Raw genomic sequence first — 12,842 nt, 5'->3', positions numbered from 1 at the left:
CGAGCCAGCAGCCCGCGGCCGGCTTGTCGGGCCAGTCGGAACCCGCGGGTTGGCCGAACCGGCAGCAGCCCGCGGCCGGCGGGCTAGGTCAGCCGGATGCCGCTGGATGGACGGGCCAGCAGCAGGCCGCGGCCGGCCGCTCAGGCTCGCCGGAAACCGCCGGCTGGCCGAGCCAGTCGGATGCCGCGGGTTGGCCGGGCCAGCAGCAGGCTGCGGCCGGCCGCTCGGGTCAGCCGGAAACCGCGGTTTGGCCGAGCCAGTCGGACGGTGCGGGCTGGCCCGGCCGGCAGCCGGGGTCGGCCGGCCAACAGGGCGAGCAGCGGCCGGGTGAGTCGGCGGAGCGGGCGCAGGGGGCGTGGGCGACGCCGCCGAGCAGCCCGGCGGCGGGGGCTGATGCCGGCGGTGGGACCTATGGGCGGGCCTCGGTGCCGCTCAACACGGTGCCGCCGGTCGCCGAGGGTGACCAGGCTCGGCCGGTTTCGGGGGCGCCTCGTGCCGGTGTCGCAGCATCGCCGGATGCGGGCGCAACGGCCGGGACCAACGACGGTGATCGCCCGGTCGAGGCGGGACCCTCGGGCAAATCCCGTACGAAATTGGTTCCTGTTCTTTCGATCTTGGTGATCCTGGTGATGATCGGCGGCGTGCTCGCGCTGGTGAAGCCGGGCCCGGTGAAGGACCTGTTCGGGGGCGGGACGACCGCCTCGCCGACCGGTGGGCTGGGTGCCGATCCGAAGCCGACGCCGGTGCTGGCCGGGGCCGCCGGCGGGGGCAAGGAGCTGAGCCCGGACGCGGTCAAGGCGGCTCTCGATCCGCTGGTGCAGTCGAAGGCGCTCGGCACCGAAGTGCACGTCGCGGTGCTCGACCCGGCGAACAGTCAGGTGCTCTATGCCGAGAACACCGATGTGCCGATCACCCCGGCCTCGACCACCAAGATTCTCACCGCGGTGGCCGCCCTGGCGGCGCGCGGGCCCGCCTACCGGATCAGCACCCGCGTGGTGGCCGGAAGCGAACCCGGCGAGGTCGTGCTGGTCGGCGGGGGTGACCCGACGCTGGCGATCGACAGCAAGTCGATCTATCCGGGGGTGGCCCGGCTCGACCAGTTGGCGGCCCAGGTGAAGAAGGCGCTGGGCGGGACCAGACCGACCAAGGTGTTGATCGACACGACGCTCTTCGACGGGCCGGAGACCGGCCTGGGCTGGGACGGCGACGTCATCCCGAGCGGGCAGGTTTCCAAGATCCAGTCGCTGATGGTCAACGGCGGCCGGCTCAAGCCGGTGCACAGCGAGAGCGGCGACCCGCGCTCGTCCAATCCGGCGCTGTCGGCCGGCAAGGCGTTCGCCAAGCTGCTCGGCGTGCCCACCGGCACGGTCGAGCACGGCACGGCGGGCAAGTCGGCCAAGCAGCTGGGCGTGGTGCAGTCGCCGCCGCTGGTGCAGATCACCGACTGGATGCTCCAGGAGAGCGACAACACCATCGCCGAGCTGGTCGGGCGCCAGGTCGCGCTGGCCGCGGGCAAGACGGCGGACTTCGACGACACCAGTGCGGCGACGCTCGACAAGATCAAGGAGTTGGGTCTGCCGGCCGACGAGGGCGACCTCTACGACGCGAGCGGCCTGTCCCGGCACGACGGGATCAGCCCGACCCTGCTCACCCAGACGCTGGCGCTCGCCGCGAGCGGGCAGCAGCCGGCGCTGACCGGGCTCTTCGACGGCCTGCCGGTGGCCGGCTGGTCGGGCACGCTGGCCAACCGGTTCGGCGCCCCGGCGGGCAATACGGTCGGCCAGGGCGTGGTGCGGGCCAAGACCGGTTCGCTCAGCGGGGTCAACACGATGTCCGGTGAGCTGGTCACCAAGGACGGCCGGCTGCTCGTCTTCGCGATCATGGCAAGCGGCGGGGCGAACTCGTCCGAGGCCAAGCAGGCTCTGGACAAGGTGCCCGCGCGGCTCGTCGCCTGTGGCTGCTGACCTCAGGGTTTCACCGGAGTTCACGCTGGAATCACGCGGGTACGGTGGGTTGCATGGCGCAGTTCGTTGACTGGGATCTGGCCGCCGCGACCGCAGGCGCGCTCTCCAAATCCGGCCCCGCGGTTTCCTACGACGATGCGATGGCGGTGGTGTCCGAGCTGCGGGCACTCACCGACGAGGCCGCCGGCCACGTCGCGAGCTACACCGGCCTGGTCTCCCAGGTCGAGGTCCCGCCGGTGCGGGTGGTCGACCGCAAGGACTGGGCCGCCGTCAACATCCAGGGGCTCAAGCAGGTGATCGGGCCGCTGGTCAGCCGGCTCACCGGCGACAAGCAGTCGGGCGGGCTGACCGAGGCGATCGGCTCCCGGGTCACCGGCGTGCAGGCCGGCACGATCCTGGCCTACCTCTCCGGGCGCGTCCTCGGGCAATACGAGGTGTTCTCCGGCGACCCCGGCCAGCTGCTGCTCAACGCGCCCAACATCGTCGAGGTCGAGCGCAAGATCGGCGCCGACTCGCGCGACTTCCGGCTCTGGGTCTGCCTGCACGAGGTCACCCACCGCACCCAGTTCACCGCGGTCCCCTGGATGCGGGGCTACTTCCTGGGCGAGGTGCAGGCGTTCGTCGACGCGTCGCAGAGCGGCGAGCACATCCTGGAGCGGCTGCGCCGGGGGGTGGCCACGCTGTCCGACGCCCTGCGCGACCCGGAGAGCCGCTCGTCGGTGCTCGACATCGTGCAGACCCCGGCCCAAAAGGCCGTGCTCGACCGGCTGACCGCGCTGATGACGCTGCTCGAGGGGCACGCCGAGTTCGTGATGGACGGCGTCGGCCCCGAGGTCATCCCGACCGTCGAGTCGATCCGGGCCAAGTTCAACCGCCGCCGCGAGGGCGGCAACCCGCTGGAGAAGGCGATTCGGCGCCTGCTCGGCATCGAGGTCAAGATGCGGCAGTACGCCGAGGGCCGCAAGTTCGTCCACGGCGTGGTCGAGCGGGTCGGCATGACCGGGTTCAACAAGGTCTTCGAGTCGCCGCTGACCCTGCCCCGGCTCGACGAGCTGGGCGATCCGGACGCCTGGGTGACCCGGGTGCACGGGTCGCAGGCGGCACTCGGCAGCTGATGGCCCGGATCCCGGCGTCGGTTGCCGCTGTGCGGACGGCCGTGCGCCGGGTGATGCCGTCCGAGGGGCTGGTTCTGGTTGCCTGCTCGGGCGGGGCCGATTCGCTGGCGCTGGCCGCGGCCGCCCGGTTCGTGGGGCGGGGCCGTCCGGTCGGGCTGGTGACGGTCGACCACGGCCTGCAGGAGGGCTCCGATCGCCGGGCGGCGGACGTCGCCGCGTGGGCGCGGGCTTTCGGCTTCGACCCGGTCGTGGCGGCGCCGGTGCGGGTCGACGGCCGGTCGGGCGGGCCGGAGGCGGCCGCGCGGACGGCTCGTTACGAGGCACTGTCGTCGGCGGCGGCCGGGCACGGCGCGGGGGCCGTGCTGCTGGGGCACACCCGCGACGACCAGGCCGAGACGGTGTTGCTGGCGCTGGCCCGCGGGGCCGGGCCGCGGGGGCTGGCCGGGATGCCGGAGCGGCGGGGGATCTTCCTGCGACCGCTGCTCGACGTGGCCCGGGCCGACACGCGGAAGGCGTGTGCCGCGCTCGGCCTGGTGCCGTGGGACGACCCGCACAACGTCGACCCGTCCTATGCGCGGGCGCGGGTGCGTTCCGATGCCATGCCGGCGCTGGTGGCGGCGCTCGGGCCGGACGTGGTCGCCAATCTGGCCCGGTCGGCGCCGATGATCGCGGCGGACAACGAGGCGCTGGACGCGCTGGCGTCGGCGGCGATCGGCGACGCGACCTCGCTCGACATCTCCGAAATTTACGGACTGGCCACGGCGATCCGGCGGCGGGTGCTGCACCTTTGGGCACGACGGCTGGGTGCACCCGGGTCGGCTCTCTCCCACCGGCACGTCGAGGCCCTGGACGCCCTCGTCGTGGACTGGCACGGCCAGGGGCCCGTACATCTGCCCGGCGGCATCCTTGCCGCGAGGGTCCGCGGGGTCCTCGTCCGGGTGGCCGGGTGACTTGTGAGAGTTGTCACTCTGGGTGTCGGTTTCTCCGGACAGTTTCGACATAACAGGGCCATATCCAGGGTTTAGGCGCGAGGTGACCGCAGGCCCTCGCGACGGACGGCAACCTTCATACGGCACTCTTAGGCGCATGGCTGAGGGCGCTTGGTACGACGCCGACATCGCACACGTGATCATCTCCGAGGAGCAGATCCGAGAGAAGATCACCGAACTGGCGAAGCAGGTCTCCGCGGACCATGCCGACGCCGAGGACGGCATTCTGCTCGTCTGCGTGCTGAAGGGTGCGGTCATGTTCATGGCCGACTTCGCTCGCGCGCTGGCCCCGCACGGGCCGTCCACCGAGATGGAGTTCATGGCCGTCTCGTCGTACGGGCAGGGCACGACCTCGTCCGGGGTGGTGCGCATCCTCAAGGACCTCGACCGCGACATCACCGGCCGGCACGTCGTGGTGGTCGAGGACATCGTCGACTCCGGTCTGACGCTGTCCTGGCTGATGAAATACCTGCAGTCCCGCTCGGCCGCGAGCGTCGAGGTGGTCGCCCTGTTCCGCAAGCCCGACGCGGTAAAGGTGCAGGTCCCGGTCAAGTACGTGGGCTTCGACATCCCGAACGAGTTCGTGGTCGGTTACGGTCTCGACTTCGCCGAGCGCTACCGCGAACTGCCGTACGTCGGGGTGCTGCGCCCCGAGGTCTACGCCCGTAGCTGAACCACTTTCTCAGCCTCTTCTCAGAAATCGTCTTTATGGGCGGTTTTGGCAGGAAAGGCGACTGAACGGGCGGGGACCGGAGGGTGTCCGGCGAGCGGGCTCATGGGTTCGCACTGGGCACGTACGGTGTACCGTCGAGTGACCGATGGCGCAGTGTCACAGCGCTGGAGGGGTCGGAGGCGGGAACCCGAGCCGGCGCGGTGGACGTTTCGCCGTTCCGTCGCGGGCCAATCTTGTGTCCGACATTGAGGTGACCAGGACGCCGATCAGGAGGGTCCGGGCGCTTGGCGCCCGACAACAGTATGGAACGTACGCGTTTCTTCCGCCGCCCGGTGGTCTGGATCATTCTTGTGATCATCGGTGTGATTGCGCTGAGCTCGATCTTCACCAGTGGTCCCAGCTACCAGCGCGTTGACACGTCGGTCGCGCTCGATCGGCTGACCCAGCCCGGCATAAAGAAGGTGGTCGAGAAAGACAAGGAGCAGACGCTCCAGATCGATCTCGCCAGCCCGGAGCGGTTCGACGGCAAGAGCACCGACAAGATCGAGACCCAGTTCCCGTCCGAGGTGACGAGCGAGGTCTGGTCGATGGTGACCTCGGCCAAGACCGCCGGTCGGATCACCGGGACGGTCAACGCCACGGTTTCCGGCGACAACATTCTCTTCAGCCTGCTGATCAACCTGCTGCCGATCGCCATCCTGGTGGTCCTGCTGCTGCTGTTCATGTCGCAGATGCAGGGCGGCGGCTCCCGGGTGCTCAACTTCGGCAAGTCCAAAGCCAAGATGATCACCAAGGACACGCCCAAGACGACGTTCGCCGACGTGGCGGGCGCCGACGAGGCGGTCCAGGAGCTGCACGAGATCAAGGACTTCCTCCAGAACCCGGCGAAATACCAGGCCCTCGGCGCCAAGATCCCGAAGGGTGTGCTGCTGTTCGGCCCACCCGGAACGGGTAAGACGCTGCTGGCCCGCGCGGTCGCCGGCGAGGCCGGGGTGCCGTTCTACTCGATCTCCGGTTCCGACTTCGTCGAGATGTTCGTCGGTGTCGGTGCGAGCCGGGTCCGCGACCTGTTCGAGCAGGCCAAGTCGAACGCGCCGGCGATCGTATTCGTCGACGAGATCGACGCCGTCGGCCGGCACCGCGGCGCCGGCATGGGTGGCGGTCACGACGAGCGCGAGCAGACGCTCAACCAGCTGCTGGTCGAGATGGACGGCTTCGACACCAAGGGCGGGGTCATCCTGATCGCCGCCACCAACCGCCCCGACATCCTCGACCCCGCGCTGCTGCGTCCCGGCCGGTTCGACCGGCAGATCCCGGTCGACAACCCGGACATGGAGGGCCGCAAGGCCATCCTGCGGGTGCACGCCAAGGGCAAGCCGTTCACGCCCGACGTCGACCTCGACTCGGTGGCCCGCCGCACGCCCGGCTTCTCCGGCGCCGACCTGGCCAACGTGATCAACGAGGCTGCGCTCCTGACCGCCCGGAACGAGAAGCGGGCGATCTCGAACTACTTCCTCGAGGAGTCGATCGACCGCGTGATCGCCGGCCCCGAGCGGCGCACCCGGGCGATGAGCGACGCCGAGAAGAAGATCACGGCGTACCACGAGGGTGGGCACGCGCTGGTGGCCTACGCTCTGCCGCACTCGGCGCCGGTGCACAAGGTGACGATCCTGCCGCGTGGCCGCTCGCTCGGTCACACGCTGGTGCTGCCGACCGAGGACAAGTACACGCAGACCCGCGCCGAGATGATCGACACCCTGGCGTACGCGCTGGGTGGCCGGGCCGCCGAGGAGCTCGTCTTCCACGAGCCGACGACCGGCGCCGGCAACGACATCGAGAAGGCGTCCGGTCTCGCGCGGGCCATGGTCACCCAGTACGGCATGAGCTTCAAGCTGGGTGCGGTCAAGTACGGCACGAGCGGCGACGAACCGTTCCTGGGCCGCAACATGGGCCACGAGCGGGACTACTCCGACTCGGTCGCGGCCGACATCGACTCCGAGGTGCGCGCGCTGATCGAGCTCGCGCACGACGAGGCGTGGGAGATCCTGGTCGAATACCGCGACGTGCTCGACACCATGGTCCTCGAGTTGATGGAGAAAGAGACCATCACCCGCGAGGACATGGACCGGATCTGCGAGCGCGTGGTCAAGCGTCCGCCGATGGCGCCGTTCAACGGCTTCGGCAAGCGCCTGCCGTCCGACGCGCCGCCGGTGCTCACGCCGTCCGAGCGGGAGAAGCTGCGGGCCCAGGCGGAGGCTGACGGCCAGTTCGCGGTCGGTCCGAACCCGAACGGAAACGGTCTGGAAGGCAGTAACTGATTTCCGACGACGACGAGCTGGACTATCTCGCCGCCCGCCTGGTCGACGGCAAGCTCACCGGAACCCCGGTCGAGCAGGCCGTCGACCTCGGGCGGATCGAGAAGGCGGTCCGCGAGATCCTGATCGCGATCGGTGAAGATCCCGACCGCGACGGGCTGGAGCGCACGCCGACTCGGGTCGCCCGGGCGTACGCGGAGCTGTTCGCCGGGCTCCGCGTCGACCCGGCCAAGGTCCTCACCACCACCTTCGAGGCCAACCACGAAGAGTTGGTGCTGGTGCGCGACATCCAGGTGATGAGCATGTGCGAGCATCACCTGCTGCCGTTCAAGGGCGTCGCGCACATCGGTTACATCCCGGGCACGCACGGCCGGATCACCGGCCTGTCCAAGCTCGCCCGCCTGGTCGAGGTCTTTGCCCGGCGGCCCCAGGTGCAGGAGCGGCTGACCTCGCAGATCGCCGACCTGTTGCTCGGTCAGCTCGAGGCGCGCGGCGTCATCGTGGTGCTGGAGTGCGAGCACCTGTGCATGGAGATGCGCGGCATTCGCACGGTCGGGGCCCGCACGGTCACCAGCGCGGTCCGGGGCGCCTTCCAGACCGACGGCAAGGTGCGGGCCGAGGCGATGGCGCTGATCAACGCGCGCTGATCAGGCCCTGGTCAGTCGATTTGCGAAGGTCGACATCGTGTAGGTGCCGATGCCGAGGATCACTTCGAGCGCGTTGCGGGTCGTAAAGCCGGCGCTCAGAAACTTCTCGATCTCCTCGTCGGGCACCTGGCCCGTGGTGGCCAGCGCCCGGAGCGTGAACTGCCGGACTGCTTCGAGCTTTTTGTCGTTGAGCGGCTCGTTGTCTCTCAGCGCTTTGATCAACTCGGGTTCGGCCTTCAACTGGCGCAGCCGGCCGGTGTGCAGGGTGATGCAGAACCGGCAGCCGTTGCGGGTCGCGATCGTCATGACCACCACCTCTTGGCTGAGCGGATCGAGCGTGCTCGACTCGAAGAGATGGTTGGCGTGCAGGAACGCGTCGAGGGTCTCGGGCGACTCGGCCAGCCGGGCCACAGGCTCGGCGACCTGCCCGAACTGGGCGATGGTCGACTCCATCAGCGGACGCGACGCGGCCGGGGCGGAGTCGACGGTGTGCGTGCGGAACATGATCCCTCCGGTAAACTGGTCAACCTGGTTGTCGTTCCTAGAACGTAAACCAGGTTGTCGAATCTGCCAAGGGGGTTTTCGTTGACTCAGGGCTTCGAGCTGCCGTTGCTGCTGTTCGCCGGGTTCCGGGCGCTCATCGACGACCTGCACGCCGAACTGGCCCGGCGCGGCCATCCCGACGTGCGGCCGGCCTACGGGTTCGCGATGCAGGCGATCGGCGTGCACGGGGCCACGGCCAGCGAGGTCGGGCGGCGGCTCGGCGTCTCCAAGCAGGCGGCCGGGAAGACGGTCGACCGGCTCGAAGGGCTCGGCTATGCCGAGCGGGTCGACGATCCGGCCGACGCCCGGCGCAAGCTGATCCGGCTGACGCCGCGCGGCGTCGACTCGCTCGTGCAGGCGGCCGAGATCTTCGATCAACTGCGCGCGGGCTGGGCGGAGAAACTGGGGGCGGAGCGACTCGCGGTGGTCGAGGCTTCTTTGCGTACGGTCGTGCCCGCGACCGGATTTCCCGTCGACGTGCCCGGATGGTTCGGTTAACACGGTGTCCGTCCCGGCCGCTCACCGGAATACTGGCCCTCGTGCTTACGAAGACGAACCCGCCGACCGTCCACCAGCCCGCCGGCTACAGCCACGTCACGATCAGCTCGGCCGGGCGGCTCGCGCACCTGGCCGGCCAGTGCCCGCTCGACCTCGACGGCCAAGTCGTCGGCGAGCCCGGCGACTTCGACGCCCAGACCGACCAGGTGATCGCCAACTGCCTCGCTGTGCTCGAGGCGGCCGGTGCGTCACCGTCCGATGTGGTCCGCTCGATCATCTATGTGGTGAGCCCCGACAGCGGTGTGCTCGCCGGCGTCTGGCAGCGGCTCACCGGGTCGGCGCTCGCGCCGGCCTTCACCACGGCGAGCACACTGCTCGGCGTCGCGTCACTGGGCTACCGCGACCAGCTGATCGAGGTCGACCTGACGGCCGCGCTGCCGTGAATGCCCCGCCTGGCGTCGCTTCAGATGACTGTGCGGAAGTTGTTGGCGGCGTCCATGGCCGCACGGGTCAGCTGGGTCGCCTCGTCGAGCCGGGTGCGGGCCTGCTCGAGCTGGGCGATCGCGTTGGCCACCGACGGGTGGAAGGAGCCGATCGCGGTCATCCGCAGCAGGGCCAGCGCGTCGTCCAGCTGATCGGTGATCTGCTGGATGCCGGTCACCGCCCGGCCCGCGCCGTCCACCGAGGCGGCCACGTGCGCCTTGACCTCTTCGACGTTTGCCATCGCCGCTCCTCTCGCCCCTATCTGAACAACGCCAGAACTCCGACACCCATGCAGGTCAGCAGGACGGGAGTGAAACACGCGATGGCCCCGGCGATCGGAGTGCGGTCGACCTTGCCGTCGCCGCCCCAGACGAAGCCGATGGTCACCCAGCCGAGCCCGAAGGCGAACACCGGCAGGCTCAGCCCGCAGAGCAGGGCCAGCTTGGGCACCGAACCCTGCGGCGCGACCAGATAGAGCGCGAACTGCACGATCAGGACGGTCACCGCGAACGGGCCGTAGACCAGCAGGTTGCGGGCCCACGGGCGCCACGGCCGAGTCGGCCCGGGCCCCGGCCCGATGATCGCGGCATCCGCGGCGTCGGCGGTGCCCCTCGCCTGACGAAGCGCGGCCAGCGCGGCGGCCGCTCCGCCGGCCACCGCCTGCCGCGCCGAGGCGATCTCCGCCGGCTGCGGCGTCAGCTCAGTTTCCGGTACGCCGAAGTCGCGCACCAGCCTCGCCCGCTGCGGGGCAAGCCGCGCCCGCACACCGCCCAGCTCCTGCTGCGCGGCCGCGACGGTCGCCTGCTGCTCGCCGGCGGCCGCACTGGCCGCCCGGCGAACCGCGTCCAGTCTCTGGGCCGCGGCCAGATAGTCGGCCCACGGCCCGGGAGCCGGCGGCGTGGCCTGAACCGGGATGGAGGCCTCGGTGGCGGCATCCCGCTCCTGCTGCTGATCGGTCACGGCGCCCTCCTCCCGCCCCAACAGATGTCGTGCCACGCGTCGGTCACTGGTCGTCACCCTCGGGCTGGAGGAACGGGACGATAGTGACCGTGCGGTCGGAGTGCCGGTCGTGCAACAGCGCCCGGTTGGGGCGCGGCTGCCAGTCGATCGTGCGGTTGAGCATGAGCTGCACGTCGGCCTGAGGCACGTTGAGGAAGAGCAGACCCGCCACGTCCTCCCGGCCGGTGCTTCCCCCGGTCTCCTCGCTGAACCGGCGCAGGCCCCGCCACCAGGACAGCAGGTGGACACCGCGGCCCGGGCCGTCGCGCAGCAACTGCCGCAGACCCGGCAGCGAGCCGGAGGCGATCGCGTCCATGCCGAAGACCACGCGGTAGCCCGGACGGTCGAGATCCATCTCGGCGGCCAGCCCGGCCGCGTCGACCACCGCGACCTCCTGCCGGTGGGCGATCTCATCGGCCAGCGCCCGGGCCAGATCGTCACCCTCGGCGACCAGCGATGCGATGACGAAACGGGCGGTGCGCGGAGGATGGAACGCGGCCACGCTCCGCGCGGCGGCGTCGAGCACCTCGGAACCGGACGCCTGCGAACCGAAGATCGCCAGGTGGCGTCCGGGAGACGAGTCGAGCGGGAAGGCGGCCGTCGTCAGATTGACATCGATCACCCGGCCGACCAGAGCGGCCGGACGGGAACTGCGACCGGCCAGCGCGGCACGATAAGTCGGGTCGTCGGCCAGATGCTGATGGGCGTAGCCGGCGAAAATGCGCGGCGGCAGAGCCTCGGGGTCGCGGGCACCCCACAGGCGGTGCCGCAGATCGTTGAGCACCCGACGGTCGGCATGCGGGTCGGGAAAACGGACCACGCGCTCGTGCCCGCGAGTGGCGCCCCGCGGCCCACCCAGACCGCCGGCCGTATTGACCACCGCGGTGCCCAGAGGCAGCCCAGCCGCCGCGTCATTGGTCGGCTCCAGCACGTCACCGCCACCCGGCAGGGCAATCCGCACCGGGAACTGGCCGAAAATCGAATCGCGTTTGGTGTAGAGCGCCTCCACACCGAGCACAGTCTGGCTGGCCAGGATCAGATGAATGCCGTACGACCGGCCCGTCCGCGCCAGCGACTCGAGCAGGCCCACCGCCTCGGCGGCCGTCGGGTCGTTACCGGCCAACAGCACCTGAAACTCGTCGATGACACACAGGATGCGTGGCAGCGGCCGGCCGTTACCCTCCTCCTTGACGAAAGCCCGAAGATCAGCGAAACGGGTCACGCCGGCCCGCTTGTAAGCCACCGAACGGCGGGTCATCTCGGCGTCCAGCTCACGGAGCACGGCCAAGCCGTACTCCCGGTCGGACTCGACACCGACCGCCCGCGCATGCGGCAGCCAGGTGCGGTCCCGCCGAGTCGGCACAAACTCGGCGAACGACACGCCCTCCTTGAAATCGAGCAGGTAGAGGGCCAACTCGGCCGGGCTGTAACGCGCGCCCAACCCGTACAGGACGTTGATGATGAAGGCGGTCTTGCCGGCGCCGGACCGCCCGCCGACCATCCAGTGCGGGGTCAGATCGTTGAACCGCAGCACCAGCGGGGTATCGCCGTCATGACCGACCACAGTGCCGAGCCCGTCAGCCGCGTCACCGGCGCAGAACGGCTCCGAAGCCTCCGGCAGAAGATCGGCCAGGGCCACCTGGGAACTCGCGGCGGAATGCGCCGCCAGCTCGCGGCAAACACCATCAATCAGGTACGGCGGGGGATCGTCATCCAGATAAACCGGGGCGTTCAGCCACTTCGCCTCCGGGATCGAACCGTACGAACTGCCGGGCGGGTCGCCGATCACCGCGTACTCCTGGCGCAACGACACCGAAGTGGTGCGCGGAAGCGGCGCCTGAGTCGTCTCCGCGGTCAACGGAGGCGGCGGCCAGCCGGCGACAATCAGATGAAGGCCCGACTCGGGGCCCTGCTGGGCGATCGCGGCGATCCGGTTGAGCTCCTCACCCTCGATCATCGGGGGCAGGCTGGCGATGACGACAAGCATCATGCGATCGCGCCGCCCCCGCCTGGTCGGGCCACTCCGACCGGGACGCAGCCACTTCTCGGCCTCGGCAAGCACGTCACGCAGACCAGGCCGGTCAGTCGCGGGCGGCGACATCAGCCCGGCATCGGCCAGATCGGCGAACGGCAGAAACACCGAGCCGCCACCGACACCGTCAACCGCCCTGACGAGCAGCGAACCGGGAGGAGCGGCGGCAAGCAGACGCAGCAGAAGCGACCGGAGAAGGCCAAAAACACGAGAGTCGGTGACATTCTGATCGACGGTCAGATGACCGGTGCCGAGCAGTGGAACAACGGCCGGGAAACGGGCGTCGTCGAAAGGCTGGGCGATGCCGAGGCGTACAAACTGGGGCGGAAAGGCGCCACCCAGCGGCGCCTGCGGCGACTGAGCAGCCAACTCGGCGCCGAGCCAGCCAGGCGTGAGCGCAGCCGCCGCGGAACGCAACTCCTCGGCGAGCCGGTGCTGCTCCAACGGGTCAGAGGGGGCACCCGCCGAGTCACCCTCAAGCGCCACCGACGCCGCATCCACAACCGCCGTCGCCTGCCGGTGCAGAGCCGCAGCCTGCTGGACCCGCAGAGCCGAATCCGCCACCGCTCTCACCTCCTGTGTGC

Annotated in this window: 12 protein-coding genes; 8 read left to right on the top strand and 4 right to left on the bottom strand. The window is 70.1% G+C overall.

Annotated elements, in window-relative coordinates; all coding sequences use genetic code 11:
• Positions 1-617 precede the first annotated feature (617 nt).
• From dacB to folE, 6 genes are all read left to right on the top strand, one after another.
• Entirely contained in the window at positions 618-1,964 is a 1,347-nt protein-coding gene (gene dacB / locus AB0M88_RS04500) for a D-alanyl-D-alanine carboxypeptidase/D-alanyl-D-alanine-endopeptidase (RefSeq protein WP_364095328.1), read from the top strand.
• Between the two features lie 53 nt (positions 1,965-2,017).
• A complete protein-coding gene (locus AB0M88_RS04495) occupies positions 2,018-3,079 on the top strand; it encodes a zinc-dependent metalloprotease (RefSeq protein WP_364095246.1) in 1,062 nt (353 codons plus the stop codon).
• Positions 3,079-4,029 carry a tRNA lysidine(34) synthetase TilS gene (gene tilS / locus AB0M88_RS04490; RefSeq protein WP_364095243.1) on the top strand — a complete coding sequence of 317 codons (951 nt, stop codon included), beginning with the start codon at positions 3,079-3,081 and terminating at the stop codon, positions 4,027-4,029. The genes AB0M88_RS04495 and tilS overlap by 1 nt, the downstream gene beginning before the upstream one ends.
• A 136-nt stretch (positions 4,030-4,165) precedes the next feature.
• Positions 4,166-4,741: a hypoxanthine phosphoribosyltransferase gene (gene hpt, locus AB0M88_RS04485; protein WP_364095240.1), complete on the top strand. Its 576-nt coding sequence runs from the start codon at positions 4,166-4,168 to the stop codon at positions 4,739-4,741.
• 302 nt (positions 4,742-5,043) lie between these two features.
• Positions 5,044-7,059 (top strand): ATP-dependent zinc metalloprotease FtsH, encoded by a 2,016-nt coding sequence (ftsH, locus tag AB0M88_RS04480; RefSeq protein ID WP_364095237.1) that lies wholly within the window; start codon positions 5,044-5,046, stop codon positions 7,057-7,059.
• Positions 7,056-7,703 (top strand): GTP cyclohydrolase I FolE, encoded by a 648-nt coding sequence (gene folE / locus AB0M88_RS04475; RefSeq protein ID WP_364095325.1) that lies wholly within the window; start codon positions 7,056-7,058, stop codon positions 7,701-7,703. Before ftsH ends, folE begins: the two co-directional genes overlap by 4 nt.
• Here the strand turns inward: folE and AB0M88_RS04470 are convergent, their stop codons facing one another.
• A complete protein-coding gene (locus AB0M88_RS04470; protein WP_364095235.1) occupies positions 7,704-8,207 on the bottom strand; it encodes a carboxymuconolactone decarboxylase family protein in 504 nt (167 codons plus the stop codon). It abuts the gene before it with no gap.
• A gap of 81 nt (positions 8,208-8,288) precedes the next feature.
• On the opposite strand from AB0M88_RS04470, the gene AB0M88_RS04465 reads away from it, so the two are divergent.
• A complete protein-coding gene (locus AB0M88_RS04465) occupies positions 8,289-8,744 on the top strand; it encodes a MarR family transcriptional regulator (RefSeq protein ID WP_364095233.1) in 456 nt (151 codons plus the stop codon).
• Positions 8,745-8,785: 41 nt separating this feature from the next.
• Positions 8,786-9,187 (top strand): RidA family protein, encoded by a 402-nt coding sequence (locus tag AB0M88_RS04460; protein WP_364095230.1) that lies wholly within the window; start codon positions 8,786-8,788, stop codon positions 9,185-9,187.
• A 20-nt stretch (positions 9,188-9,207) separates the two neighbouring features.
• Here AB0M88_RS04460 and AB0M88_RS04455 read toward each other — a convergent pair whose 3' ends face one another.
• The 3 genes from AB0M88_RS04455 to AB0M88_RS04445 are packed head-to-tail and all read right to left on the bottom strand — an operon-like array spanning position 9,208 to position 12,807.
• Positions 9,208-9,468 carry a hypothetical protein gene (locus tag AB0M88_RS04455; protein WP_364095227.1) on the bottom strand — a complete coding sequence of 87 codons (261 nt, stop codon included), beginning with the start codon at positions 9,466-9,468 and terminating at the stop codon, positions 9,208-9,210.
• A 17-nt stretch (positions 9,469-9,485) separates the two neighbouring features.
• On the bottom strand, positions 9,486-10,187 hold the full coding sequence (locus tag AB0M88_RS04450) for a hypothetical protein (RefSeq protein WP_364095224.1): 702 nt from the start codon (positions 10,185-10,187) through the stop codon (positions 9,486-9,488).
• Positions 10,188-10,230: 43 nt separating this feature from the next.
• Complete coding sequence (locus AB0M88_RS04445; protein ID WP_364095322.1) at positions 10,231-12,807, bottom strand: FtsK/SpoIIIE domain-containing protein; 2,577 nt, start codon at positions 12,805-12,807, stop codon at positions 10,231-10,233.
• Positions 12,808-12,842: the final 35 nt, after the last annotated feature.

Origin of the sequence: Actinoplanes sp. NPDC051411 (assembly GCF_040682075.1) — a bacterium.
Lineage (GTDB): Bacteria > Actinomycetota > Actinomycetes > Mycobacteriales > Micromonosporaceae > Actinoplanes.
Note: the sequence above shows the minus strand (reverse complement) of the source record. Positions and strands in the feature narration are given on the sequence as shown.

Excerpts from the sequence above, each read along its gene's own strand:
- AB0M88_RS04495 (WP_364095246.1), top strand. The coding sequence starts at position 2,018 with ATGGCGCAGTTCGTTGACTGGGATCTGGCCGCCGCGACCGCAGGCGCG.
- tilS (WP_364095243.1), top strand. The coding sequence starts at position 3,079 with ATGGCCCGGATCCCGGCGTCGGTTGCCGCTGTGCGGACGGCCGTGCGC.
- hpt (WP_364095240.1), top strand. The coding sequence starts at position 4,166 with ATGGCTGAGGGCGCTTGGTACGACGCCGACATCGCACACGTGATCATC.
- ftsH (WP_364095237.1), top strand. The coding sequence starts at position 5,044 with ATGGAACGTACGCGTTTCTTCCGCCGCCCGGTGGTCTGGATCATTCTT.
- AB0M88_RS04470 (WP_364095235.1), bottom strand. The coding sequence starts at position 8,207 with ATGTTCCGCACGCACACCGTCGACTCCGCCCCGGCCGCGTCGCGTCCG.
- AB0M88_RS04455 (WP_364095227.1), bottom strand. The coding sequence starts at position 9,468 with ATGGCAAACGTCGAAGAGGTCAAGGCGCACGTGGCCGCCTCGGTGGAC.